The 25,188-nt window shown below is 59.1% G+C and carries 19 protein-coding genes and 5 pseudogenes; 8 read left to right on the top strand and 16 right to left on the bottom strand.

The genetic code is table 11. The features are described 5' to 3' along the window. Nucleotides 1-1,281: 1,281 nt before the first annotated feature. Entirely contained in the window at nt 1,282-2,295 is a 1,014-nt protein-coding gene (locus MAFF_RS24310) for a 1-aminocyclopropane-1-carboxylate deaminase (RefSeq protein WP_010913628.1), read from the top strand. Between the two features lie 2,056 nt (nt 2,296-4,351). Here MAFF_RS24310 and MAFF_RS24320 read toward each other — a convergent pair. After that, nucleotides 4,352-5,379: pseudogene (locus tag MAFF_RS24320) on the bottom strand (LacI family DNA-binding transcriptional regulator). A gap of 110 nt (nt 5,380-5,489) precedes the next feature. Between MAFF_RS24320 and MAFF_RS39240 the strand changes: the two are divergent. Then, nucleotides 5,490-5,945 carry a hypothetical protein gene (locus MAFF_RS39240; RefSeq protein ID WP_157866060.1) on the top strand — a complete coding sequence of 152 codons (456 nt, stop codon included), beginning with the start codon at nt 5,490-5,492 and terminating at the stop codon, nt 5,943-5,945. Nucleotides 5,946-6,399: 454 nt separating this feature from the next. Here MAFF_RS39240 and queC read toward each other — a convergent pair whose 3' ends face one another. The 5 genes from queC to MAFF_RS24355 form a co-directional block, all read right to left on the bottom strand. Beyond that, on the bottom strand, nt 6,400-7,137 hold the full coding sequence (gene queC, locus MAFF_RS24330; RefSeq protein WP_010913630.1) for a 7-cyano-7-deazaguanine synthase QueC: 738 nt from the start codon (nt 7,135-7,137) through the stop codon (nt 6,400-6,402). Between the two features lie 4 nt (nt 7,138-7,141). Next, nucleotides 7,142-7,495 carry a 6-carboxytetrahydropterin synthase QueD gene (queD, locus tag MAFF_RS24335; RefSeq protein ID WP_010913631.1) on the bottom strand — a complete coding sequence of 118 codons (354 nt, stop codon included), beginning with the start codon at nt 7,493-7,495 and terminating at the stop codon, nt 7,142-7,144. Further along, nucleotides 7,492-8,127 (bottom strand): 7-carboxy-7-deazaguanine synthase, encoded by a 636-nt coding sequence (gene queE, locus MAFF_RS24340; protein ID WP_010913632.1) that lies wholly within the window; start codon nt 8,125-8,127, stop codon nt 7,492-7,494. The genes queD and queE overlap by 4 nt, the downstream gene beginning before the upstream one ends. A gap of 236 nt (nt 8,128-8,363) precedes the next feature. Further along, nucleotides 8,364-8,825 carry an iron-sulfur cluster assembly scaffold protein gene (locus MAFF_RS24350; RefSeq protein WP_010913633.1) on the bottom strand — a complete coding sequence of 154 codons (462 nt, stop codon included), beginning with the start codon at nt 8,823-8,825 and terminating at the stop codon, nt 8,364-8,366. A 26-nt stretch (nt 8,826-8,851) separates the two neighbouring features. Continuing rightward, entirely contained in the window at nt 8,852-9,172 is a 321-nt protein-coding gene (locus MAFF_RS24355) for a HesB/IscA family protein (RefSeq protein ID WP_010913634.1), read from the bottom strand. Between the two features lie 1,005 nt (nt 9,173-10,177). On the opposite strand from MAFF_RS24355, the gene ectB reads away from it, so the two are divergent. The 4 genes and pseudogenes from ectB to MAFF_RS38025 all read left to right on the top strand — a co-directional run. Next, entirely contained in the window at nt 10,178-11,437 is a 1,260-nt protein-coding gene (gene ectB, locus MAFF_RS24360; RefSeq protein WP_010913635.1) for a diaminobutyrate--2-oxoglutarate transaminase, read from the top strand. Next, nucleotides 11,427-12,269 (top strand): hypothetical protein, encoded by an 843-nt coding sequence (locus tag MAFF_RS24365; protein ID WP_044549029.1) that lies wholly within the window; start codon nt 11,427-11,429, stop codon nt 12,267-12,269. Before ectB ends, MAFF_RS24365 begins: the two co-directional genes overlap by 11 nt. A 115-nt stretch (nt 12,270-12,384) precedes the next feature. After that, nucleotides 12,385-12,888 (top strand): GNAT family N-acetyltransferase, encoded by a 504-nt coding sequence (locus MAFF_RS24370; protein ID WP_044551228.1) that lies wholly within the window; start codon nt 12,385-12,387, stop codon nt 12,886-12,888. A gap of 246 nt (nt 12,889-13,134) precedes the next feature. Further along, nucleotides 13,135-13,676: pseudogene (locus MAFF_RS38025) on the top strand (transposase); the annotation flags it as partial. Here the strand turns inward: MAFF_RS38025 and MAFF_RS38030 are convergent. Continuing rightward, a protein-coding gene (locus MAFF_RS38030; protein ID WP_157866062.1) for an IS5 family transposase occupies nt 13,662-14,428 on the bottom strand; the annotation gives its coding sequence in 2 pieces (ribosomal slippage) (nt 13,662-14,116 and nt 14,116-14,428; 768 coding nt in all). The pseudogene MAFF_RS38025 and the gene MAFF_RS38030 sit on opposite strands and share 15 nt — an antisense overlap. 62 nt (nt 14,429-14,490) lie before the next feature. Further along, entirely contained in the window at nt 14,491-14,829 is a 339-nt protein-coding gene (locus MAFF_RS24390) for a hypothetical protein (protein ID WP_010913642.1), read from the bottom strand. Between the two features lie 19 nt (nt 14,830-14,848). On the opposite strand from MAFF_RS24390, the pseudogene MAFF_RS24395 reads away from it, so the two are divergent. Next, nucleotides 14,849-15,427 (top strand): annotated as a pseudogene (locus tag MAFF_RS24395) (integrase core domain-containing protein); the annotation flags it as partial. A 157-nt stretch (nt 15,428-15,584) separates the two neighbouring features. Here the strand turns inward: MAFF_RS24395 and MAFF_RS24400 are convergent. Continuing rightward, on the bottom strand, nt 15,585-16,331 hold the full coding sequence (locus MAFF_RS24400) for a helix-turn-helix transcriptional regulator (protein WP_010913644.1): 747 nt from the start codon (nt 16,329-16,331) through the stop codon (nt 15,585-15,587). A gap of 1,049 nt (nt 16,332-17,380) precedes the next feature. On the opposite strand from MAFF_RS24400, the pseudogene MAFF_RS38035 reads away from it, so the two are divergent. Next, nucleotides 17,381-17,812 (top strand): annotated as a pseudogene (locus tag MAFF_RS38035) (tyrosine-type recombinase/integrase); the annotation flags it as partial. 138 nt (nt 17,813-17,950) lie between these two features. On the opposite strand, the gene MAFF_RS24405 reads toward MAFF_RS38035, so the two are convergent. The 7 genes and pseudogenes from MAFF_RS24405 to MAFF_RS38045 form a co-directional block, all read right to left on the bottom strand. Further along, on the bottom strand, nt 17,951-18,949 hold the full coding sequence (locus MAFF_RS24405) for a tyrosine-type recombinase/integrase (RefSeq protein ID WP_010913646.1): 999 nt from the start codon (nt 18,947-18,949) through the stop codon (nt 17,951-17,953). Next, on the bottom strand, nt 18,946-19,884 hold the full coding sequence (locus MAFF_RS24410; RefSeq protein ID WP_010913647.1) for a tyrosine-type recombinase/integrase: 939 nt from the start codon (nt 19,882-19,884) through the stop codon (nt 18,946-18,948). Before MAFF_RS24410 ends, MAFF_RS24405 begins: the two co-directional genes overlap by 4 nt. Beyond that, on the bottom strand, nt 19,881-21,104 hold the full coding sequence (locus MAFF_RS24415; RefSeq protein WP_010913648.1) for a site-specific integrase: 1,224 nt from the start codon (nt 21,102-21,104) through the stop codon (nt 19,881-19,883). The genes MAFF_RS24410 and MAFF_RS24415 overlap by 4 nt, the downstream gene beginning before the upstream one ends. A 534-nt stretch (nt 21,105-21,638) precedes the next feature. Further along, nucleotides 21,639-22,115, bottom strand: a complete 477-nt coding sequence (locus MAFF_RS40375; protein WP_010913649.1) for a transposase — start codon at nt 22,113-22,115, stop codon at nt 21,639-21,641. Nucleotides 22,116-22,148: 33 nt separating this feature from the next. After that, complete coding sequence (locus tag MAFF_RS41325) at nt 22,149-22,382, bottom strand: helix-turn-helix domain-containing protein (RefSeq protein WP_341872703.1); 234 nt, start codon at nt 22,380-22,382, stop codon at nt 22,149-22,151. 262 nt (nt 22,383-22,644) lie between these two features. Then, nucleotides 22,645-24,210, bottom strand: coding sequence for an ISL3 family transposase (locus MAFF_RS24425; RefSeq protein ID WP_010913650.1), 1,566 nt, complete (start codon nt 24,208-24,210; stop codon nt 22,645-22,647). Between the two features lie 325 nt (nt 24,211-24,535). Next, nucleotides 24,536-24,965, bottom strand: a pseudogene (locus tag MAFF_RS38045) (helix-turn-helix domain-containing protein); the annotation flags it as partial. Nucleotides 24,966-25,188 lie beyond the last annotated feature (223 nt).

Here is a 25,188-nt window from a genome sequence, read left to right on the forward strand (position 1 = left end):
TCATCCCTTTGTTCAAGTTTTATTATTCAGGCCATGGTTCCCTGGTAAGGTCGAAGGCGACGGCATTCTCATCGTTCTACCGCCCAGGGGAATGCAGTTTCGGTTCTCCGGGCGGATTCGCCGATGACGGTCCTGTGTTTCGGCGTGCGATTTTGAGACCTGAGGCGGGGAATCGGCGTCCAATTTTGACCCCCTGTTGGAGAGCGCCCTAGGGGTGGACACTGATCAGGCTGCGGTTTTGCCCGTCTGCCGGATGTGTTGATCCTCGCGATCATCTGCGCGACCGCATTCGCCGCGCCGTCTCTCGTGGCCGCGCCCTCTTGAATTGAAGGTACAGACAGTTCCTCTTTTAAAAGCGACATCCGCCCTGTCCGTCAGCGGAGAACAGTCGGAGCTAAAACCCGGTGACCACCAGGTCGAAATGGCAGCGAACGACCTTGCGGGGGCGCTTTGGTTCAGGCGCAGGTCGATGCCGAGAGGCACGTTCGGCATTGTCCGATAACCGACAATGTCGGGTATGCAACGTGGAGGAAGCTGACTCTTGGGTGTTTTTTAAATGCTTTTTGGCTTGGCACGGTACATGCTCGTTATTGCGCAAAACGCACGGATTGAGTGGTCCCACCGCCACGAAAGTCGCTAGCTTACGCCACCTCCCAAGGCGAACCCGGCCCGGCAGGGAGCTCCGTCTCTGCCGGGCATGCCTTTCAGACGACTCGCGTTCAGAACAGCAGCAAGTTCACGTCAGCAACACCGACACAGATTACTAATCAGTTGCTGGATACCGCTAGGACCGACACGCTCGTCAACTACAATCCGACGACTTACGGCCGCGGCGAGGCCAGCCTTTCGAGGGCATTGGCACCCGTTTCGATCAGGTAGACGAGCACTTCGATCGAGCAGCTGAAACCTCTGTGAGGCGTTGAGCGCCACAAAAATCGCCTCGCGGAATTCGGCTCGGCAACCGTGCAGTTCCTGCCGGTCGAATCGCAAACAAGAGCCACTGCGTTTTTATCGAAGTCTGTTGGTTTGGCGGTCTGGCTGCACTTGCAAAGCTGGCAAAAACGCAGATGCCGACCGCGTGTCGTCGTAGGTTTCCTAGGCGATGGTCGCCTCATCGCAGCATGGCGACATGTGGATCGCTTCGTCACAATCGCAAGGAGAGCGCTGGAAATCCCCAAAGCTCTGATGGGTGGTCGGAGAGCGCGGCCGACAATCCAAGCAGCGCTTATGGAACGAGTTTTGCGTGGCTATTTCAGCTGAATGATCATCGCCGGAGAGAATATGCTGGAAAAATTCGAGCGTTACCCGCTCACCTTTGGACTCACACCCATCGAGAAGCTCGACCGGCTCGGCAAGCATCTGGGTGGCAAGGTCGAAATCTACGCCAAACGCGAGGACTGCAACTCCGGTCTGGCGTTCGGCGGCAACAAGCTGCGCAAGCTCGAATACGTCATCCCCGACGCGATCGCGTCAGATGCCGATACCCTGGTCACCGTCGGCGGCGTGCAGTCCAACCACACGCGCATGGTCGCCGCCGTCGCCGCCAAGATCGGCATGAAGTGTCTCCTGGTTCACGAGAGCTGGGTTCCACATGAGGATGTCGTCTACGACCGGGTCGGCAACATTCTCTTGAGCCGCATCTTGGGCGCAGAGGTGCGTCTGGTCGACGATGGCTTTGACATCGGTATCCGCCGCAGCTGGGAAAAAGCGCTCTATGAGGTCAAGGCAAGGGGCGGCAGGCCCTATGCGATACCGGCCGGGGCGTCTGTTCACCCGAATGGAGGCCTCGGCTATGTGGGGTTCGCGGAGGAAGTGCGCGCCCAGGAGGAACAGCTTGGGTTTGCCTTCGACTACATGGTCGTTTGCACGGTCACCGGTTCAACGCATGCCGGCATGCTCGTCGGATTCGCCAAGGACGGTCGGCAGCGCAACGTGATCGGTATCGATGCCTCTGCTACCCCGGCCAAGACCAAGGCGCAGGTGCTTAGCATTGCCCGACATACGGCGACCCTCGTCGAGCTCGGATCGGAACTTGCCGAGGATGACGTGGTGTTGCTCGAGGACTACGCGCACCCGCGGTACGGCATTCCATCCGAGGAAACCAAGGAGGCGATCCGTCTGTGTGCGCGGCTCGAGGGTATGATTACCGATCCCGTCTATGAGGGCAAATCGATGCAAGGGATGATTGACCTCGTTCAAAAAGGTTTTTTTCCAGCGGGCTCGAGGATACTTTACGCGCATCTCGGCGGCGCGCCGGCCATCAACGGTTATGGCTACACCTTTCGCAATGGCTGATGCTCGACAGATCTCCACGTGCCGTGCCTGCCGTAACAGCGCTGCGCCAAGTTTGACCGACGGCCTGTTGGCAAACTTCAGCGGGCAGTTGTTAACTGCCGCCACGACGTGGGGTCGTGGTGCTGGCATGCTTGGCAGCATTTGCCTGTGCTCAATGTGTCCTGAAGCCGCATAAGAAGGGAGAAGACATGGCCGGTTGACTTTTTTGTCATTTTGCGGTGCGGCGATAATCGCCGTAAATTTCATAAAGTGTAAGCCACCGAAGATATCCGCAGGCGCGTGGTATCTACTTAAGCAGGTGCCAATCGTGCTCGAGCGGGTCGTCGTCAGCGAGCACATCGCCGGACACCCCCAGCGCGGCGGTGAACTGGGCCAGCATGGGGGAGGGAAGAGGCGTCCCCCGCGACGTGACAGCGGGCAGTCGGTATCCGGCTTAACGAGGGCTTGCTCATACCTATTGCGAGCGTCGACGAGACTTGATCTTGAGGGTCGTGGCAATCTCTGCCTGGCCTTGCCAGCCGCATGGCGCAGCTCGCCGAGGCTCTCGACCTCTGTCCTTTTAACTCTTCGAAACGTGCGTCGACACGCTCCCGACGCTCCTCAGGGAGGGCTGCGATCACGTCATCAAGCCTGCGTTCCATCACTTCCTCTCCTTCTTGTTCGCCGCCGCCCGGCGGTGAGATGCCCTTAATGGCATTTGTCCAATGGCGTGTTGATTGGTGGCCCGCAACGGGAAGTCGCATCTGGCCATTGCCATCGCCCGGGCGCTCATCCGCGACAGCGGGCGCGGCCGCTAATTCGACGGAACAACGGACCGCACTGCTCGAGCCTCTCACGCATCATTGCGAGATCATGGAAATCGGACATGAATCCTGGCGCTTCAAGAACCGCGCCTGATCAACACATCGCCCAAGACGATCCGCGCTCGCCGGGCTTCGCAACCCGGACCAGCTCCGCCCGGCGAGCGCTAAACGCGATACGCTGCCGCCAATTTTTACCGGGATATTCGCTGCGGCCAAGCAAGAGGGACATCTTCTCAAAAAAAGCAAAACTGGGCTCATTATCGATGTAGCACCGCCAAAGTGCTCTGTGCATTTGCAGAGCGCGATTGACGAGTATCTGGGAGGGTTTTGCGCCGAGCTGGAACGGTCCGTGCAGTCCAAAATGCGTTCATAGGAAATATGATCACTTGGCGAAAACGGCTGTTTGACCCGAATCTTTCTTTCAGTGGCTGAGCGGAGTCAGATTGGTCGATGTCTGCATCGTCATGGGTGTTGCAATCAACGATGCCCAAAATGGCGAGCAGCATCTTGGGGGTCAAAGCCCTCAAGCGATTTGGCGGCCGAATCCTTGCGGTGGTCGACGACTTAGACAGGATACTTATCGCCCGTCCATGCCGTCGCTTCGCTGGTGTGATCTGCATCTTTGCTTCCAGAAGAAGGGCAGGGACACGCCCAAGTGCGAAGTCGATCTCGTTACAGCGATTGAAGGTGGCTGGGACGCACGATCGCGAAAACTATGGCAAAGGACATGACTGAAGAATCACCGGCGAAATGACCAGCGGCAACGTGTTTGCGGATTTGGGCTTTGATAATTCCGAAGAGGAATTGTCGAAAGCCAAGCTCGCCGTGAGATCCGCGCCATCATTGTGCGTGGGCGCCTCACTCAAGCGAAATCGGCTCAATTGCTTGCTATGAAACAGCTCGACATATCTGCCATAGTCACGGGCGAACAGGCAAGTTCTCTATAGATCGCCGGGTGCGCTGCCTCGATCGACTCGATTATAAGGCGGACGTTGTGGCGCGCCACAAGTAGCGCAAATCGGCACGAACTGCCGCACAAGCAGCCTAATCATTGGCGGAAGCATGGGGTCCAGCTCTCGACAAGATCGTCTTCCTCGGGGATTTCTATCTCCTCGCCCTCCTGGCCTATTTCGGTGCATACGAGGATCATGAGTGCCGAACTGCCCTTTGCGCTCCAGTTTTCCTCCGGAAGCGGGTCGTCGTTTCGCAGCGGCACGGATGACCTTATCCGGACGACGTTGGCTCTTCCGTTCTTAAGTCCAAATGCTCTCTGGCGTGAGGATCTCGAACGGAACAAGCCGCTGTTCGACTAACCGTGTGTCTGTGCGTTCGATCATGCGCAGCATCACATCGATGAGTTCTTCAGGCATTCTGTCGACGGGATGGCACAAGGAAGCAGTAATCAAGCCTTCGCTCAATCCCTTGCGTGTCTCGGGCCCGATGTCGCGGCAGACGACCCGGATTTTGCACTGCTGCTCCGCAGCGAGCTCGCACATAGCACGCAGGACGCCGGAAATGCCGCCGCCATTGACGAAGATGCCCCTGAGCTCCGGCTCCTCCGCTATCAGCCTGCGAACGACTGCATAGGCGTTATTCGGCATCTCATGGGTCAGGAGGGTTTCGCTGACGTGGAACTCGGGCCGTGCTCGCGCATGTATGAGCGAAAGCTCGCATCCGAGATGTAACGATTGCTGCCGATGAGAGGAAAGACCTTGCCGGGCCGACCGGACGTCTGGCTGACAAACCATGCGGCGGTGCGGCCGGCCTTCCAGTTGTCGGTTCCCACAAAGCCGGCCCGGCTGGCGGCAGACAGGTCGGTGACATAGGCGATCACCGGAACGCCCTTGACGCGCAACTCGTCAATCGCCTGGCCGACGAGCGGGTGATCGGCCGAGATCACCGCGATTGCATCGGCGCTTCCGCCCATCTTGAGCAGATTGGCAGCGACCGCTTCTGGGGAAGGTTCGTCCTGGAAGAGCACGTCGGGCTCAATAACCACATCTGTGCGTCGCGCGCAGGCACCGAGAAGCGCCTCGGCCCGAATCCGACAGAGCGGCCGGTGCGATTGCTGCATGAGAAAGCTCAAGTGCCGATGCGGGAGATTATCCCGCCTGCGTTCGTGCAGCGGCCCCGAACTGTGGAAGCCGATCTGCTGCGCTGCGTTCAAGATGAGGTCGGCCGTCTGCGGTCGCAGTGTGCCAGTTCCGTGCAAGAGCCTATTGACAGTGGAAACACTTACGCCCGCGGCTTTCGCCAGATCGGCGATCGTTGGCCTGTTCATCAGCCGCCACCCATATGTAGTTCGTGAATGACGCCTTCCAAGTGCAAATGCCATGTCAGCGTCAAAAGAGGCGTAGCTCTCCGGATCCTTCGAGGAGAGGCCTAACATGTTTGACGAAATCTTCGCGCCGCCTGACGCCAATCGGCAAGATTGTTCGCCCGCAGCCGCCCGTTTTCCTCGAGCCACGCGCGCAGCGGCTGTGCGATCCGAAGCCGCTCGGCGCGCGGCAACGCGAACGCGCCAATCTGGCTGACCTCAACGGACAGCGCTTTCGGGACCTCAACAACACTTTCGCCATCCTGATGCATAGGGATGGCTTTACCCCGGCGCTTGATGCGGCGCGCATCCTTCATGACGGCAACCGCCTTTTGGATTCGACAGCACATGAGATCGACCTTGCTGAACTATCTGCTCGATTGTCTTCCGGCGGTCGAGCAGATCAATCTCGTCAAACATCGACACTGAGCTGTGACGATCGCCATCAAGGCGGCGCGCGCATTCACTGGACGCACGGGCATGCCAGATCGAACGCGCTTAGCAGGAATCCTTTGATTGGGCCGAGGTAGGCCAGGGGAGGGATATCCGCAACATCGCGTCGCCGCAGGCGCCAGCGCCCGTGCCGGCTTACGCAGGCGCCGGTATCGATTGCCGATGAGGTCGTCATTCGTCCCTTCAATGATGCCAATGGTGCGGCCATGCTGGTGATGGACTGCATGGACGACCCTCCACATAAGGGCGGGCCGGGCATCAACTGCCTCTCGTCGAAACCACAAGCTCTTCTTTTTCTTGGCAGTACGCTCCACGATCAATCCGACCGGGATTTAGGACCGCAGCCTGCTTGCCAAGGTGCTGAACTCCCCTTCCAAACAGCACCACGCGAACGGCAAAGATCATCAAGGTCGATGGTATGGAACAGCCTTTCGAAACGGCATCGAAGACGCCTACCCTCGTCGTGCTGATCACAAAGAGAAGGAAACGATCTATGGAACAGATTGCCACCGCCGGCCTGGATCTTGGCGCTTACGTCATTTCATGGGCGGTCACGGGTGCCTCTTTGCAGGATCGGAATTGCTCCCATCCCGCTGCCCGAAGATTACACTCGATGCAGGTCCCGCAACCGAAACCCCAGCTGTGTCTATGCTCGCGGTCTCCGCTATAGCAGGTGTGGCTTCCCTCGCAGATGAGCTTCACCAGCGCCTCTCCGCCCAGCCAATCCGCCAGCGCCCAGGTCTGCGCCTTGTCACGGTGCATGAGGGGTGTGTGAATGATGAACCGCTTCTCCATTCCAAGGTTCAGGGCAAGTTGAATCGCCTTAACCGCGTCATCTCGACAATCTGGGTAGCTGAAACGATCCGTCTCGGCCACGCCGATTACGAGGTGTTTCGCGCTCAGCCGGTAAGCTAACGCGGCCGCAAAGCCGAGGAACAGAAGGTTGCGGCCAGGCACGAAGGTATTTGGTAGACCGTTCGCGTTCAGTGCGACCTCGACGCCGCGCGTGAGCGCGGTATCACTGATTTGGCCGAGCACGGCCATGTCAATCATGTGGTCCCCGCCTAGTCGCCCGCGCCAGGCCGGAAAGTCTGTTCGAATGCGCTCGAGCAGGTAAGGCCGCACATCGAGCTCGATCCGATGCCGCTGCCCATAGTCGAAGCCGATTGTCTCGACGCGCTCGAAGTTCTCGAGCGCCCAAGCCAGGCAGGTTGTCGAATCCTGGCCGCCGGAGAAAAGGACGAGTGCGGTTCCCGGATCTCGTTGCATCGGGTCAACCCTCGTATTCAGCCCAGCACAGCGGTGTCTCATAGACTGTTACCGAGCACATTTGGCCAAGAAGCGGCTTGGTTTGGTTCCAGATCCAGACCGCAATGTTTTCCGCGGTCGGATTGTCGAGACCTTCAATCTCATTCAGATACTGATGGTCGAGACGTTGCAGAAGCGGTCCGAACACAGCCTCGACATCGAAGAAATCGATGACAAAGCCCGTATCTGGATCGACGGGCCCTTCCAGACGCAGTTCCACACGGTAGGAATGGCCATGTATGCGGTGACAGCGGTGGGTTGCTGGCACCCGCGGAAGACAGTGCGCCGCCTCGAAGGTGAAAGCTTGCGTAATCTTCATGGGATTCCGAGAAATTTGTGGGTTTGAAGGCTCAAGCGCCAACGTGGGTTGGCAAGACAATAGGCCACTGCGGCGGCCGTATTCGCCTCGCGCTCGGGCCCATCCATCGGCTGAAGCAAAAGGTGCTCAAACGCGAGAACTTCGAAATGTTCGGGCTCCGCGCCAATCTGAGGATATACAAGCTTTAGCTCGTCCCCTGCCATGACCACGAGGCGTGCATTGCATTTCGGACTGACGCACAGCCAGTCGATGCCGGCGGGTGTGGGGATGGTACCATTGGTCTCCACGGCAATTTCAAACGCCAAGCAATGCAGCGCTTCCAAGAGTTCTTCATCGATCTGGAGGAGGGGTTCCCCTCCGGTGAGCACGACAAAACGCTGCCCAGCTCCCTGCCCGCGCCAGGCTTGCTCGACCGCCAACGCAAGCTGCCGTGCGGTGTCAAAATGTCGGCCACCGGGGCCATCTACGCCAACGAAATCGGTGTCGCAAAATCCGCAGAATGCTTTTGCCCGGTCGCCTTCACGTCCCGACCAAAGGTTACAGCCGGCGAAACGACAAAACACGGCGGCCCGCCCGGCATTTCGTCCTTCACCTTGAAGGGTGTAGAAAATTTCCTTGACCGCATATGACATTGCTTAAGCGGCCTTCGAGTGAGCAAGGCAGCATCTCTGCTGGCTTACGAGACGCGGCAAAAGGTGGGAAATGTCCCACTGCAGGTTTTGCAGCTCGTTCCACCGCCGAGGCTCGTTGCCGAAACCCCACTCGCTCGAAGTGCACGCAGAATTGGGTTTCAGCGGGGGAAGGCTGCGGGGAAGGGCCTCTCGCTCATCGAAGCCTATCACCTCGAGAAACGCCCCTATCACCTCACTCATGGCGATGATGCCTTGACGAGGACGAGGCGTGAGAATCCTGGCGTCTCCTCGAAAGCCTGCCTCACAGCATGGAAGAACTCGCTCATCAGCCGCAAACCGCGCTCCAAAATGAGGCGGTCGAGCGATGAGTATATCGTGTGCGGCGGCAGGGCGCCGAGAAAATCTGCCATTTCCTGATCGGTGATCTGAAGGGCTTCATCGATGGTCTTGCCGACGATGAATTGGGTAATTGTCGAGGAAGCGGTTATGGCCGAGCCGCGGCCGAAGGTCTGGAACGTTGCGGCAGTAATCGTCTCGGTCTTGGGGTCGAAACCCATCATCAATTTAAGCCCGTCGCCGCAGGCGACGGCGCCGACCTCGCCGGCTGCATTGGGGATGTCCAAAACGCCGACATTGTGCGGATTGATGAAATAGAGCTTGTCGCTGAAGAGGTAGACGTTGTCGGTATTATCCCGCACGGTGCCGATCCTTGTCGTGATGGCGGCTAGCCGAAGGACTTGCCGCAGGCACATTTGTCCCGCGCATTGGGATTGTCGAAGACAAAGCCCGAGGACTCCAGGTCCGTGACGAAGTCAACGGTCATGCCGGCGAGATGGGGCTGGGAGTTTGCGTCGACGAACACCTTGAACCCGTCCGTCTCCATGATGGCATCGCCCTCGCGCGAGACGCTTTCCAGACCCATCAGGTATTTGAGGCCGGCGCAGCCGCCCGCCTCGACCATGATGCGAAAGCCTTCCGCCGGCTCGTCGGCGCGGGAAAGCGCGGCCTTGACGGCGGCGACGGCGTTTTCAGTGAGTGTGATCATGGGACTATTTTCTTGCTGATGCATTCGCAAGTCGCGCTGCACAGGACGTGCCAGAGAGGAAGATTGGATTAAAACACCGGGTTAGCGGATTTGACTCCCTGTCTCACATCCAACAATTGTCGGATGTCGGACAGAGTGAAACTTGCATAGAAAAAGCGGCATCGGACAAATCGCCAGTGTCGTCGCCTGAGCCAGCGTTTTCGATCATATGAATGTTGACCAGTGTAGGGGTGGGAACTCTTAGTCGTGCTGCGCTCCAAAAGCCGCGCCGTCGTCACCACACGGTAAGGTGGCGAACACCGGGTGGTCGATAACCGCATCGATCGCGCCTTCTCGAAGCAGGCGCGGTCGATTCTGCGTCAGCTCGTGGATGCCGAACACCACCCGCGTGCTCGGCCCGTGGCTTGCAGTGCGGCCGTCACCTCGGGAGGGCCGACTGAGGCATTGTAGACGCCGCGAAGCCAGGGGTGCGCCAACGCGCCGCCCAGCGAACGGCGCCATCACCGCCGGCGGCCACGGCCGCGATTAGAGGCCGCGGTCACTTCCAGTTCTGTCGCCAGTTCGCGGTCTGGCTCGTCCGCGTTCCAAAACGAAACTCGAGCGAGCCCCGGTCTCGCCGTCACATCGAAGGAGAGAAATTGCTATGTGTCACAGCTACTCGTCGGCAAGGATCCCGTCGCGGCCGACGTAGAGAAATACCAAAGCATCGCGGTTGCACTCATGCTGGAAAAACCGGTGCGGTTATGTCAGTCGCCCTCGCCAACAACGCCGCCGATAGCGTTGCCGCAAAGGCGGGTACTGACTGCCACGCTATCGCTAGCCAAAGCGCTGCAACAGATTCGTCAAACAACTTTACAGACTCTTTGCGAATGCAAGCCGCTGACCATGATACGTTCGCTTTAAGTCCGATATTGGCCGAAGACAATCGTCGAAATCAATGGTTTGGAATACGTGAACATAGAACCTGCAGCGTTGACCGCATGCCGCATACAGAGAGGCCCTTGAATGGATATCGACATTTTCGCAGCCTACGAGTCTAACGTTCGTCGCTATGGACGATCGTTTCCAACAGTCTTTAAAAAGTCGCTTGGGGCGACAATCTGGGACGAGTCCGGAAAGCCATATATTGATTTCCTTGTAGGGTCAGGCGCGCTCAACTACGGTCATAACAACCCGGATATTATTGAACCGGCAATTCAATATCTCGCCGATCAAAATATCGTCTTGTCGCTTGATATGTATACAGCTGCAAAGCGTGATTTCATCGAAGTGTTTGTCGAGTCGATCCTGAAGCCCCGGGGCCTTTCTTACAAGATACAGTTTCCTGGGCCGACCGGGACGAACGCTAACGAAGCGGCGTTGGCGCTGGCGCGAAAATATACCGGCCGCTCGAGTGTCATGGCCTTCACAAATTCGTACCATGGCATGTCGCTCGGCTCCTTGGCGGTGTCGGGTTCAGCGTCAACCAGACAGCTTGGCGGCGTTGCTCGCCACGATGTGATCCGAGTGCCTTACGAGAACTATCCGAACCAAACTTTCGATTCCGCGAGTTACATTGATCACGTGTTGGGCGACCCAGGCAGCGGGATCGAAAAGCCGGCCGCAATCATCCTGGAGCCCATCCAGGCAGAAGGCGGCATGAACACCGCATCCGCACCATGGCTCTCAGAAATTCAGCGCATTTGCCGTAAGCACGACGTTGTTTTCATCGTCGATGACATTCAGGCAGGTTCGGGACGAACGGGCGATTTCTTCTCATTCGAGTTCGCGAAAATCGAGCCCGACATCGTGTGTCTTTCGAAATCGCTAAGCGGTTCAGGTAATCCGTTGTCCATAGTTCTGATTCGCCCCGACATGGACATATGGAATCCGGGGGAACATAGCGGGACCTTCAGAGGCAATAATCTCGCCTTTGTGACTTCCGCGGCCATGTGCAAAATGTGGTCCGATAGGCAGTTTACTACCGCCGTCGAGCGGACTGCCGTCAAACTGCAAGAACACCTTGATCGCCTCGTTGCGAAATACCCCAAGTGCATCGAACAAAAGCGCGGCCGTGGTCTGATGGCCGGCCTCAAGTGCCGTTCACAGGCCGTTGTTGGCCGTGTGCACGATGTCGCGTTCGAAAACGGCCTGCTGATCGAATCCTCGGGGCCAAATCGCGACGTCATCAAAGTCCTTCCGCCGATAACCATCTCAGATGACGAACTCGATCATGGCATTGCCATCCTCGATCAGGCACTACAGGAGAAAACAAATGGCGATTAATCAAGTAGCTCAAACGCCGGCCATCTCGCCTCTTACGATCAAGGAACGAACCGGCTCGATCAGCACTGCGGAGATGATCTCGGTCCTGAAAGGAGAGACCACGGCCCTGCACATCAAGCAAGCTTTCAGTACCGAAGTAGCCGAGGAGATCACCACGAATTTTCTTGGCAGTCCCGGTCTCAAGGAGCGTAAGGATGGGGTACCCGGACAATATGTCGGCGCTTCCCATTACAGGAAAGATGCAGCGACGTATTTCGCAGAGTCGGAAACGGCGCGGCCGCACGTCGACGCCCTTTTTGAGAATTTGGTTGATCCGGTGCGCGGATCGTTCGACGCGTTGAAGCGCGAGCTTCACAAACAGGGCATTGAATTGCGGCTGGCCCGTTCGGAGCACGGTCACGCTAATGTTTGTCGCGCTCTCAGCTGGTCTGGCAGCGGCACGTTTTCCTTGGACCCCCACGACGATGTCGCTCAAGTGTTAAGTGCTGGGAACGATTACGAGCTTTCTGCGGTGGCGCACAACACCGTCGCAGCACTCAACTTTTATCCCAGCATGCCTGAGGAAGGTGGAAACTTGAGGCTCTGGAGTCACAAGCCGACAGTCGCGGATCGAAAGTCGCAGGGTGTGGAGACCACGGGATATCCCTACTCCTCAGCTTATCTCGAGGCCGTTCCTTGTCGCGAGTTCCAGCTCAAGCCCGGGGATATCGCCCTAATTGATGGCGGGTTCGTTCACGGGGTTACCGGTCAATCAGGCAACGGAAAGCGTCGCCTGGTGCTGAACAGCTTTTTCGGATTTGCGCGGCCGGACCTTGTTCTCTGGTGGACCTGACCTCCGATATCATAGCGACTGACCGGCTCCCGCCAGCAGTTCTCCCTAGGGCGCATTCGGGACCTTCATCTATGGCATGCTCCCTGGCGTCATATCAAGTGTTCAAGGCGCAAGTATGATCCCGATGCTTGAAAGCGAACGCCTGGTGCTGCGTGGCTGGCGGAAGGAGGACTACCTCGCCCATGCCGCCTTCTACGCGGACGAGGAGCGTATGCGATACATGGGCGGGCCGAAAAGCGAGTGGGAGGCCTGGACGGCTTTCGCCGCGATGCTCGGTCAATGGGTGCTGAGCGGTTACGGTCTGTTTGCTGTCCAACTGAAGGAAACCCGGTCCGTTGTTGGCCGTGTAGGCTTGTGGCACCCCTCCTATATAGACGAGCCGGAGCTCGCTTGGAGCCTCTACGCCGGTTTTGAGGGCCGCGGCTATGCGGTAGAAGCCGCACGGCGCGTGCAGGTCTGGACCGCGCGCGATCTCGGCCTGCCGGCGCTTATGAGCTTCATTCATCCCGAAAATTTGCCGTCCCAGGCGGTAGCGAGAAGGCTGGGTGCGACACTGCTGCCTGCGACCACCCTGAGCGGCGAGCTGCACTTGCGTTTCCGGCATCAATTGCCCACCTGAAGAGCCACAATCTAGATGTTTGGATCCCAGGCTCACATGACGATGCTGCGGTCAAGAGGTGTGTTAGGGCGGAATCGGGTTGCTCCCAATTGGGGGCGGAATTAAGAGCTGGGCCCGATTGCGTGACACTCCTCGGTCAATCTGATCCGATACCATTCTTTGGACTGATCTGAACCCCGGAAACTGGACCGTTCAGAATTGGAGTTTTCCGCTGTAATTTCCCGGTTGGGAGAGGAGCGGAGAGCGATGAAGGCATCGAAGTTTTCGGACGCCCAGAAGGCGTTCATTTTGAAGCAGGGAGCGGACGGCATTCCGGTGGCGGAGATCTGCCGCCGCGCGGGGATCAGCCAGGCGACCTACTTCAACTGGAAAAAGAAATATGACGGGCTGCTGCCGACGGAGATGAAGCGACTGAAGCAGCTTGAGGATGAGAACGGCAAGCTCAGGAAGCTGGTCGCCGACCTGTCGCTGGACAAGGAGATGCTGCAGGACGTGATCCGCCGAAAACTGTGAGGCCTGGTCGCAAACGCGAGCTGGTGGCGGATACCTGTACTGAGTGGAACGTGTCGATCCGGCGTGCCTGCCGGGTTCTGGAGTTCGACACATCGACCTATCACTACAAGTCCCGTCGCCGCGATCAGGCCGGCATCGAAGCTCGGATCAAAGACATTTGTGCAACGCGGGTTCGTTATGGCTACCGGCGCGTGCACGTGATGCTCACGCGCGAGGGCTGGGACATCAACATGAAGCGGACCTATCGGATTTACAGGGACTTAGGACGTAGACTCATTACCGCGTAGCCAGATGCGGATTGCGACGAGTTTGAGGGCGGCAAGATAGTTCTCAGCCAGCTTGTCGTATCGGGTTGCGATACGACGGAATTGCTTGGCCTTGTTGAAGAAGCGTTCGACGAGGTTGCGCGCCTTGTAGAGGAAGGGACTGAAGCAGATCGCGTCCTTGCGGTTGGCCTTGGGCGGAATGTTGGCCCATGCCTTTCGCTCGGTGACAGCATTGCGCAAGGCGTTGGCATCATAGCCCTTGTCGGCGAGTAGCATGGCACCCTCCGGCAATTCCTTGATCAAGTCCGCTGCGGAGGCGATGTCGCTCTTCTGGCCTGCCGTGAGCGTCAGCTTAATCGGCCTGCCTTGGGCGTCGACAAGAGCATGGATTTTGGTTGTCAGCCCGCCTCGGGAACGACCGAGACAATGATCTCGATCCCCCTTTTTGCCGTCGCGCCCTGCTGATGGACGCGAACAATGGAGGTGTCGATCATCTGCACCGTGCCGTCATGGGCTTTGGTGATGGCATCCATGAGGCGGTCCCACACACCTGCTTTCCGCCATCGGACGAAGCGATTGTAGCAGGTGGTGCGCGGGCCGTATCGCTCCGGCAGATCGCGCCATGGCGCACCCGATCGCAGCACCCAGAAGATGCCGTTCAGCACCCTGCGGTCGTCAACGCGCGGCACTCCTCGCGGCTTGTTGGGCAACAGCGGCTCGATCGCGCGCCATTCGAAGTCAGTCAGGTCATATCGGCTCATGTGGAGCCTGAATCAGAAAACGGCGTGGTATGGAAGCCTAAATTGCGGGCGGTCAACGACTCTTACAGCCGGACCTCTTCGACGGGATCGCCGCGCTCGAATTCCCACGCCCTAGCCATGTTCAACACATCCTCAAATGGCTCATCGGGGTGAGAAGTCGTGGATATAAAGCGTGTCTCGTCGCTTCCGTCACCGACGACGATCTCGTCGATAATGTCTTCAACCCTCGCGCAGCCTGGTCCGACCACGGCCACGAGCGATACACCGTCATTCAGACATTGCTCAACAAAGCCATCGAGCAAGGTCTCATCCGATACCGGAACGTGAAGAATTAATTTGCGGGCAAACGGCATAGTCAGACTGTAAGCCGACGGGTGATTGCTTTCCAGCGTCTCAATCATCCAGCGTTTATGAGTTCACGACCTAGGGCTTCAACTGCGGAACAAGACGCCGAAACGGCGCGTGAAGGCGAAGCTACGAGATGATCGTCAGCCGGCCGTCGAGCCCAACGACGTGTGGGCGCTGGACTTCGTTCACGACCAGCTCGCGACCGGCAAGAAGATCCGCGTGCTGACGGTCGTCGATACGTTCTCGCGCTACGTGCCGGTGCTCGACCCGCGCTTCAGTTACCGAGCAGAGGACGGGGTCAGGACGCTGGAACAAGTCTGTCCTCGGATCGGCTATCCGAAGACGATCAGGGTCGATCAGGGCACGGAGTTCGTGTCCCGCGACCTCGATCTGTGGGCCTACACCAAGGGCGTTACGCTCGACTTCTCGCGCCCGGGAAAGCCAACCGACAACGCCTACATCGAAGCTTTCAACGGCCGCTTCAGGGCGGAGTGCCTGAATGCCCACTGGTTCCTGACGCTTGCCGACGCGGCCAAAAAGTTGGAGGATTGGCGCAGATACTACAACGAGGTGCGCCCACATGGTGCAATCGGACACAAGGTCCCGATCTCGTTGATCAATCCCGATGGCGCCACCAGCCCGCCATCGTGAAGCAGCCGGGAAACTCCACCTTCCGGCGGTCCAAAGAACGGTATCGGATCAGAAACGGCCAAGGCTCTAATCGCCGCTGGATGAATGTTCAGTGGCAGGTCACAATTTCTGTTTGAGGAATTTCAAGAACTCGTGCTCACGCCTTCTAGGGCAATATTCATACTTCGACAATTCCGAGACTTGTTGCTTTAATAGCAGCGACGGTTCTGCTGGCCGTATCCAACTTCCGCATCGCGTTTTTTAAATGGAAATTTACGGTGTTTCCGGATATCCCTAGAATCTTCCCTATTTCCCATGAAGATTTACCTCTCGCTATCCACAGAATGCACTCTTTCTCTCTAAGAGATAGGTCCTGAACTTGCTTCAATGCGTTCGAACTGGTGCCTTTCGTAACCCTCACATGAAAATGTAACGCAGCCAGTTGCAAGTAAGTGACTGTTCTATTTTGGAATTCGCGGTCCCAAGGTTGCGCAAAGCTCATGATGGTAAAGCTGCCAGCGGGGCCGTGCAATGGAACAGTAACGCCTGACTTTAAGCCAAACGTCGCTGCTTCGTCTAAAACGCGCCGTTCATTGTCAGTCGTGCTTGCATCCTTATACACCTCGCTCCATCGAATGGCGCCTACCCCCTTTCGACTTTTCTTGATGATCGGGTCTATTTTGTCATAACCCATTTTGAAGTAGCGTTCCTTCCATTCATTAGGGTAATTCAACATGATCGCCGAATCCGCTTGGGCTGGCTTCAAAACCTTTTGCGCGGGTGCAAGAGGACCGTACGCGATCCAGGGGCAATCAAAATTCAGCGCAAAAGCAGACAACAGGTCGAACAACTGTTCGGATTGAGCGATACCATCAGTCTGGTCGAGGAACCGGCCTAACTCGACCCCAATCCGAGGGAGTCCCATCGTGTCCCCTTCCCTGCGTTGTCACCGGTGCACAAAGCAGACGGCTGTAAGAGCCTGTGGCTCTATAGGCCGCCGCCGGCAGGCCAGCATCGCAAAATGCGCCTGTGATTACGGTCTGACGCAGACCGAATGTGCCATCGGATCGGGTCTCCTGTCGGCACCGACGAGGAACCTTCAAAATTCGTGCCAGCTTGGCAGCAAAGATTTTATTCCGGTTTATCAATCATTGGCTAAGCTTGCCGAACAGCCCTGTGTCGCAGACTGGACAAACCCTGCATGGATTGCGGATGTCCGCCCGATGGGGCGGATCCGCTTCGTTTGCCAAATCAGCATTTCTGCGGGACGGCGCGGATCGCGGTCGAGTAGCTCAGCCATTCGGCTTTCGCCCTCACAGATCCGGGCGGGCGGATTTCCCGCATTAAATGTGTTCGAGCACATTTGGTGCGTAATGTGGCTTCGGTAGAGATGTAGCGTCGGCCGCTGCGGGCCAGAGGCGGCAGGCCGGTGAGGATGCCGAGCGCCTCATAACAAACTGGATATAGGTGATCGGATTTCGCACCTCACTGGAGATCCGAGGCATGTTCGAGGACTTATTCGCCTCCGAAGGTCGTAGCGTGTCACCATGACGGGCCTGAGGCCTCGAAGCGGCTGCGCTATCTCAAGCATCTCGCCGATCTGCGTGCGCCTCGTGAGACTTTGCTGCGCACGGCCACGCGAGCTGCTAGTCATTGCGGAGCGGCTGGACCTGTCCGGCGGCAGGTGCGTTAGGCAGGCCGAGATCGACGCGGCCGCTCAATCTTGGACCCGATACCAGCACGCGCGAAACAGAGCCTGGCTGCGTGTTTCGGTAATTCCCGGACACCCTTTTCGCTAAATCCCTGTCCGGCTTTTGCGAAATGCACAGCCTGGCTGTGAGAAGGGGTCACGGCGTTTGTTCCGTGACGTCGCCGCAGCGTGGCTTTGCTTTCTTGGCCAGCTTGACGAACCGGCTCCCAACGAGCCGAAGGCCCATTGTGAGAAGGTCGACGACTTCATCGCCTATCAACATGATGAGCGTAGCTTGTCGGCGAGCACCCTATCAGCGCACGCCATTTATCTTCGACACAGACGCAGCCACTCGGTTGCTCGCTCTTGCCAAGGCGCTTCCAAGTCATGGCAGTACGATCGAGCGTGGCAACACATATTTCGTACTGTTGCTTTACGGACTGGGATTGCGTGTCGGCGAGGCCTGCCGGCTATGCCTCAAAGACGTCGATCTGGAACGGCGGCTGCTCGTTATCCGGGAGACCAAGTTCTACAAGAGCCGCCTCGTCCCATTTGGGCCGAAGCTCGGAGCACTTCTGGGCCAGCATCTGCATCAACGCCAGACTACGGCGCTCGCAACTAATACTGCGGACGATCAGCCGCTGTTTTGCTTGCGCAGAGGTCGTTCGATCAATCCTGGGACCATCAGCCAGACCTTTCACGCTATGGTCCCGAGCCTAAATCTGCGGATCCCACCCGGCATTTCGCCTCCACGCCTGCACGATCTGAGACATAACTCCGAGTGCCGGATTATTCCGAGTGACGGCCGGGAGGCCAACGGATACGGGGGATCTCTGGCTGTTGGGTCGGCATTATCAGAGGCTCTTCAGGAATGCGAGGAGATGGTCGTCGGGCTTGTAGCGGCCCAACCGGATGTCGGCCGTGTCGGTCCTTGCCAGAGCTTGCTCCTTGAGCTTCATGTCGGCCTGAAGATAGATGGCGGTGGTTTCGACCGACTCGTGGCCCAGCCACAGAGCGATGACCGAGCGGTCGACGCCGTGCTGGAGCAGGTCCATTGCCAGGGTATGCCTCAGGACATGCGGCGTTACGTGCTTGCTGGCCAGCGATGGGCAGTCGCGACGTGCGACGGCGAGGTGCTTGTTCAGCAGGTATTGAAGTGCGTCGTGACTCAATGACGTGCCGCTTATCGTCGGGAAGGCAGGATCGGCGCTCCGCCCGCGTCGCTCGGCAAGCCAGGCACGCAGCACCGTGACCGTATCCTTGCGAAGCGGTGTGTTGCGGAGTTTTCGGCCCTTTCCCTGGCATTGCACATAGGCGGCCGGGCCGAGGACAATGTCCTCGCAGCGAAGGCCGACGATTTCGGCAGCACGCAGGCCGGTCTGCACGGCCAGCAACAGAAGCGCCCGGTCACGGCGCCCGATCCAGCTGCCGAGGTCGGGAGCGGCGAGCAAGGCGGCCACTTCGATGCTGGTGAGGAAGGCGACCGGCCGGCGAACATAACGCTTGCTCGGGATGGCGAGCACACGCTGCGCCAATGCGCTGTGTTCCGGCGCATGCAACGCCACATAGCGGAAGAAGGAATGGATGGCGGCAAGACGGACATTGCGGCTGCGGGCGCTGTTGTCGCGGTCGCGTTCGAGATGATCGAGGAAGGCGCCGAGGAACGCGGTGTCGAGATCCGGCAAGGTGACGTGCGAGGCCCCCTTGCGTAGCTGCCGCTGGGCATAGGCCAGCAGCAGGCAGAAGGTATCGCGGTAGCTCGCAAGCGTATGCGGGCTTGCCTGTCGTTGTCTGATGAGGCGATCGGTGAAGAAGGCCTCAAGAAGAGCGGGGAACGTTGGGGCGGCGCTCATGGGCGGGATTCCGGCTGAGATTGTTCTGCCCGCAGCAGCGCTTGCTGCAGCAGCTCCGGCGTTGCCGTCAAATACCAATAGGTGTCGGTGATGTGGGCATGGCCGAGATAGGTCGCCAACTCGGGCAGGTGGCGTTCGACATCGACGCCGTTGCGATACCAGCGCAGCAATGTTGTCACGGCCAGTCGGTGGCGAAGGTCGTGCAGGCGTGGCCCGCGGGAGTCATTGGCGCCGCGGAGGCCGACCTCGCGCGACAGCTTGACGAACGTCCACCGCACGGCCCATTCGGTCAAACGCGTCCCGCGCTCGGAAAGGAAGAAGCTGGAGCTCACCGGATTCGGGCATGACCGGTCTCGGCTGGCCGCATAGATTTTGAGGGCGTCTTGCGTCGAGGGGTGAAGCGGCACATAGCGCGACTTGCCGAACTTCGTGTCGCGAACCGTCAGGATGCCATCAACGAGATCGGTGTCGCCGCGATCGAGACGCAGCGGTTCGTTACAGCGCAGACCGGTCGCCGCGTACAAGCCGAAGAGCGTGGCATAAGTCTGCGGGCGAAGGCCGACTGTCGACGGCAAGAGCTTTGCCGCGTCGATCAGTCGGGTGATCTCTTCGTCGCGATAAATATAGGGGGACGATGGTCGACGATACCGGTGAGGAAGAAGGTCGGTCGGCGGGACGACGGTCCGCGGGTCAATGGCGCTGCAATAGCGCGCGAACCGGCGAACCATCGCCAACCGGTTGGCCCACTGGGCGGGCTGTGCCTCTGCCGGCTGCATGGCCCAGGCCAGGGCAATCTCGGTGGTGATGAAGGTGGCGCCGGAAGATTCGGCAAAGACAACGAAGCGCTGCAGCAACCGTCCGGAAAGACGCAGCTTATGGGCGAGGGCGCGGCGCGCGGCCAGGTACTCTTCGAGCGCCGCTTGCAACGCGCTCATGATGCGACTCCTGGCCAGGGTAGCGCAATGGCACGCAACGCCGCGATGTCGACTTTGGCATAGATCTGTGTCGTGTTCGGCTGGCTGTGGCGGAGAAGTTGACCGATTTCAACGAGCGAGGCGCCGCGGCGCAGCAGATCGGTGGCGAGTGAGTGACGCAACAGGTGCGCACCCTTGAACGCCGGCGTCAGACCGGCGCGCTTGAGCGCACGACGGACGATGCAGCAAATAGTCGACTGGCTGACAAAGCCGCGTCTGGGAGCCCGCGTGCGAATGAAGACACGGCGTGTTGAGCAAGCAGGCCGATCCTGCCGCAGATAGTCGACCAAGGCGGCACCGACATCCGCCGGCAGTGGCAGCCGCGCCAGCCGTTGACCCTTGCCATGCACGACGATCTCGCCGCAATCCCAGTCGAGATCGTCCAGGGTCAGGGCCGAGACTTCGCCACCCCGTAAGCCGAGGCGCGCGAGCAGCATCAGAACCGCGTAGTCCCTGCGGCCGGCCGGTGTTCTCCTGTCGCAAGACGCAAGGAGCCGTTCGACCTGTTCTGCACGCAGCGCCTTCGGCAAGTGTGCCAAGCGCCAGCCGGCGATCCCAGGCACCGCGACAGCGAGATCGGTCGCAAGCAAACCGCGTTGCTGCAGGAAGCGCAGAAACGAACGCAGCGCCGTGACCGCCAACTTGGCGCGGCCGAGCGACCCGGCCTGGGCTCGCCGCACGATGAACCGATGAACGTCGCCCACTCGCAGGTGGTCGAAACCCGGATCCTTGCCGCCAAACTGTTCGTCCAGGAACCCACGAATAATCGGCAGATAATTCGTCAATGTCGATGCCGAGAGACCACGCTCCTTGCGCAGGAATTCCCCAAATGCGTCGATCAGCTTACCCTTGGCGCTCGTATCGACCTCTGGCAGCAGCACCGGCACGCCGCCCGTGTCGCGCAGATATCGTACCAACTGCCGAATGGTCCAAGCATCGCCACGCCTCGGGCGCAGACCAAGTTCCGTCAGAAATAGATCTGCGTCCTCTTCCCCGAGCAAGCTCAGCGGAACATCCTGCCTCTCCACCCAAGCACTGAAACCGGCCAGGAGCTTAATCTTCTGCTGAACAGTCGTTTTGGCGTATCCCTGGCCATCGAGCAAAGCCTCGAAACCATCCAGGTGGCTAGCCAATCGGCCTATCCAGCGATCTTTGGCTAGCGCCTCATTCAGATCAATCATCGTCTGTCTCTCCCTATAGCGTGGGAAAGTCCACGCTCAGAAAGAGCAGCCGAATAATGTCGAGCAATCAACGGCCGACGCTGATCCAATTACTTGCAATCATGAGAAAATTACGCCGCGGCGATGGCGTCACTCGGAATAATCCGGCACCCGGAATTATGCCTCTAATTCCGCATGCGGAATTAGCGGCACTCGTTTGCCGTTGGCACACTCACGCGCTGGTACAGGCTCGATCCTCAGACGAAGCTTCTTGCGCTCTCGACTTTCATGGGGCACGGCGACATCAGTTCCACTGCGGTGTATCTGACGCCGACCCCGGAGCTTCTCGAACACGCCAACCGACGCTTCCGTGCCTTTGCCGCGGCAACGCTCGCGGAGGATCGGTCATGACCCTCTCCCTCGGTACACTGGTCCAATTATTTTTTGCTGATCATCTTCCGGTTCAGAAGGGGCTGCGGCTCGGTTCGATCCGCAGTTATCGTGACATGATCCGCCCGTTCCCGTGCTTCGTGTCCGAGCAGCGTGGCCGCAGAATTACTGCACTGGCCCTTGATGACCTGACGTTCGACCCGCGGCCCATCTTCGAAATACCGGCTCAAACCGTAGCCAGCCACATAATGGCGTCGGACACAAAAGTGCGATTTTGTTCCCGGGAACAAAATCGCAGACAATTAGGCGCGGGACGCCGCCAAAAAAGCGGAACATGCGCACATGCGAGCCAATCCAGTCCGGCAGGGTCTGGCTCCAGGTCGCCTCGGCGGAGGTGTAGCTCGACGCGCCGAGCACCCTGAGAAAGATCTCGGCCTCGCGGATCTCCCCGGTCTTGCGGTCCGCGATAGGCAGCTTCTTGCCGGAGTAGTCGACGAACACCTTGTCACCGGCGACATGCTCCTGGCGCATCGTTGGCGACAGCCGCCGCTCGAAGCCTCTAAAGAGATCACAAAAACGACTGTACGCGTAGCCTTCAGGATGAACCGCCCCATACTCTTCCCACAGGATCGGCAGCGTCACGCCCGGCTTCTTCAGTTCGACGGCCAGCGCCCCCTAGTCAGGCTCGGTGCGTCGGCGTATCCCTTGTTTGACGCCCTGACGGGAGAAGAGCCGATGTTCGAGAACATCGTCAGTCAGCTCCGCCGGCAACGGCCAGGAAAGGCCAGCGGCAGTCGCTCGCTCTATGTTGTCCTGCACCGTACCGCGGGCAATCCCAAGCATGGTGCCAACGTCGCGAACGCTTATGCCGTCCGCGTTTAGGCGAAGCAGTTGTCTCAATTGTCTCATGGTCAGCCCTTCTTCTCTTCGGCATGCGTCTCCTCAACCGTCGAGGAAATGCATGCTAAGGTTGCTGACCCAAAGGCACTATCCAGGCTTCAAAACTGTCCGGTATTTAATCGGAATCGCGTCCGGTGCGGCGCGACAATGAAGCTGCGAGCGCGCTCTCATCAGAATTGGGATCTTCCGCATATTTGGTGCAGAGGCGGCGTTCCCTTGGTTGCCCCGTCTGTTTCGCACGGTCGTTAGGCGGCTGCCAGTAGCCTGTTTCTCAGCAGCGGATACCCGGAGCGCCCATACATCTGGCGCTTGATGGTCTTGAGACGGTTGATCTGTCCCTCGATGGGGTGCTCCAGGGCTGGGTGATTGCGGCCCGAACAGCCGCAATGTCACGGCCGATGCCTGCTGCAAGAGAAGCCAGTTCGCTGTCCGTGGCGTCCTCGATCCATTGCTCGAGGCCGGCTTCATCGTCGCCGCGTATCAGTGCAGCGAAACGTCGAGCCAGGTCACCCGCCTGCAAGAGCTCCGGCGCGCAGTCATAGAGATGGCCCAAGAATTGCTCGGTCTGCTCATCGAGCAAAGTCGGGTCTTCGCTCAGCAGCCATGCACAGTTTCGGCGCGACGGCGGCCGCCATCGCGCATTTGACGGAGCGGTCGATGAGCACTGCTGGCGGGCGGCGGTCCACCTGTAGACGGTCGCCCTGCTGCCTGCAAAGCCGCGGCCCTTGATTTCGCTCCACAGGTGCAACCCGTTGCGTTGGCCTTCCTGCCAGCGTCCTTCGAGATACTCCTGGAAAGGATCCATGAGAACCGAGCGCGCGGGCGGCCGCCGGTGCTCGGGCTCCCCGCCCGCTGCAAGCCCGCGCTCGACCGTTCTCACGCTCATGCCGGTCCGGGGCGCGATCTGTCGCGGCGACATGCCGGTCGTCCGCAAATCAAGGACTTCAGCATAGAGTTCACTGCGCTGGTTGCGGCGCGACCGGCGCAGGCAATCAAGCTTCGGGGAAGTCTCCACTGATGGTTCCGGATTGGCGTCGTCATCGCCACTCATCTCGGCCATCATCGCCTTTCCGGCGGCACTGACCGCTTTGCGATGGCGGCCGAGGGCCAGACGCAACGCTTCGCCCAAATTCTGGAGAAGATGCCAGCGGTCGGCGACCTGCGTTGCATCGGGAGCACCGCGACGGGCGCCGTCAGCATAAACGCCGGCGCGATCGCGAGCGATGACTTCGATGCCCGGATGACGTTTCAGCCATGACGCGACAGTGTTGGCATTTCGGTCCGGCAACAGATCGAGGACGCGGTTGCGCTCCAGATCGCAGATGATCGTTCCGTAGCGCTGTCCCTTGCGCCAGGCCCAGTCGTCGATGCCGACCACCCGCGGCGCGTCCGGGGGCTCGAACCCGGCTGAGCGGATCATCCGCAGCAGCGTATCGCCGCTTACCGGCATGGCGAGTTTGCGCGACAGGCGCGAGCCGGATTCACCGCCGACCGCGAAACCGATCACCAACTGGCTCTCACCGAGGCGGGCGGTGCGTCTCGCTTTCGGCTGCACCGTTTCCGGCAATCGTTCCGTAAAGATCCGCTGACGGCATTGCGGATTGGCGCAACGGAACCGCCTGGCGTGAAGCCGGATTTCGACAACCCGTCCCTGCCACGGCAGATCAGCCACCCGGCGCATGTAGTGGCTGTGGACGCGGCCGGTTCCGCAGCCGCAGGAGGGACAGCACGATTCTGTCGCCTTCGGCCGGGCTACAAGCACCATTTTGTCGGCCTGTGGGAGAATTTGGACAATCGAAAGCTCGGGCGAGACCAGCGAACGGAAGGCATGGAGCACGGGCGAATCACCGGCGTCGACTGCGATTCCGACTCTATGGACTCATTCGCACCGCCCGTGAATCCCGGCCCCTGCACCAAATATGCGGAAGATCCCCAGATTGTCGCGCCACAGTCCGGCTAATTCTCGGAATCGTGTCCGGTTTTTGATCGGATTTCCGTCCGGTAAACCGTCGGAATCCGCAATCTCGCGCCTCAGGCATGTCAGGATAAGGCCCTATGCGCCAAAGACCACTGATGTGATCGACAAGAGCCTTTTGATAGATCTGCGCTATTCTCCTGTCGCGCACGGACGAGCGCGTGGCGAAGAGCAGGGCCCGATGGCTGAAGCGGCCGAGTTTCTTGATGTCGATATGGATCATCTCGCCTGGGTTATCGCGCTCATAGCGTCGGATAGGTTCGGCCGGCTGATATCGCTCAGCCGCGACAGTCCGGCACGCTTGAGAACCCGGCTGACAGTGGCGGGCGAGACGCCAACCTCCATGGCGATGTGCTTGCCGGTCAACCGCTGGCGGCGCAAGGCGATGCGCTCGGCCACGGCCTGGCTGGTCAGGCTTGGGATGACGTCGGGCCGCGACGAACGGTCGGCCATGTGCTGACTTCGGTCGTATAACGCTGGAACCACCGCGCCACGATCTTGGGTGATACCCCATAAATCCGCGCCGCATGGGCTATGGAGAGGCTGCCTTTTACTACCGATAGCGCCATCTCCTCTCGACGCAGAGGCGTGAGACGGGTATTCTTGTGAATGTTCATTCAGACCCTCCGGTGAGTGCTGAAGCGTGGTAACTCTAATCTCCTCGGTTCGGTCCGAATGGACAACCTCCCGAAAGCTCACAGCTAGGCCGAGTCCATGTACATGACGTCGGGTTTTTCATGCGTCGCGATAGTCGCGAGCACACCGGCGCGTGGTCAAATGCTCAGCCTTGTCGTCGCTCATACACCCCCCAGAAGGAAGTCTACCTACGGCAAGTCACAT

The sequence above is a fragment of the Mesorhizobium japonicum MAFF 303099 genome (genome assembly GCF_000009625.1).
GTDB classification, from domain to species: domain Bacteria; phylum Pseudomonadota; class Alphaproteobacteria; order Rhizobiales; family Rhizobiaceae; genus Mesorhizobium; species Mesorhizobium japonicum.

Excerpts from the sequence above, each read along its gene's own strand:
- queE (WP_010913632.1), bottom strand. The coding sequence starts at position 8,127 with ATGTCATATGCGGTCAAGGAAATTTTCTACACCCTTCAAGGTGAAGGA.
- MAFF_RS24415 (WP_010913648.1), bottom strand. The coding sequence starts at position 21,104 with ATGATTGATCTGAATGAGGCGCTAGCCAAAGATCGCTGGATAGGCCGA.
- MAFF_RS41325 (WP_341872703.1), bottom strand. The coding sequence starts at position 22,382 with ATGAGACAATTGAGACAACTGCTTCGCCTAAACGCGGACGGCATAAGC.
- MAFF_RS24355 (WP_010913634.1), bottom strand. The coding sequence starts at position 9,172 with ATGATCACACTCACTGAAAACGCCGTCGCCGCCGTCAAGGCCGCGCTT.
- MAFF_RS24405 (WP_010913646.1), bottom strand. The coding sequence starts at position 18,949 with ATGAGCGCCGCCCCAACGTTCCCCGCTCTTCTTGAGGCCTTCTTCACC.
- ectB (WP_010913635.1), top strand. The coding sequence starts at position 10,178 with ATGGATATCGACATTTTCGCAGCCTACGAGTCTAACGTTCGTCGCTAT.
- MAFF_RS24410 (WP_010913647.1), bottom strand. The coding sequence starts at position 19,884 with ATGAGCGCGTTGCAAGCGGCGCTCGAAGAGTACCTGGCCGCGCGCCGC.
- queD (WP_010913631.1), bottom strand. The coding sequence starts at position 7,495 with ATGAAGATTACGCAAGCTTTCACCTTCGAGGCGGCGCACTGTCTTCCG.
- MAFF_RS24365 (WP_044549029.1), top strand. The coding sequence starts at position 11,427 with ATGGCGATTAATCAAGTAGCTCAAACGCCGGCCATCTCGCCTCTTACG.
- MAFF_RS24310 (WP_010913628.1), top strand. The coding sequence starts at position 1,282 with ATGCTGGAAAAATTCGAGCGTTACCCGCTCACCTTTGGACTCACACCC.
- MAFF_RS24400 (WP_010913644.1), bottom strand. The coding sequence starts at position 16,331 with ATGGGACTCCCTCGGATTGGGGTCGAGTTAGGCCGGTTCCTCGACCAG.
- MAFF_RS24390 (WP_010913642.1), bottom strand. The coding sequence starts at position 14,829 with ATGATTGAGACGCTGGAAAGCAATCACCCGTCGGCTTACAGTCTGACT.
- MAFF_RS24370 (WP_044551228.1), top strand. The coding sequence starts at position 12,385 with ATGATCCCGATGCTTGAAAGCGAACGCCTGGTGCTGCGTGGCTGGCGG.
- queC (WP_010913630.1), bottom strand. The coding sequence starts at position 7,137 with ATGCAACGAGATCCGGGAACCGCACTCGTCCTTTTCTCCGGCGGCCAG.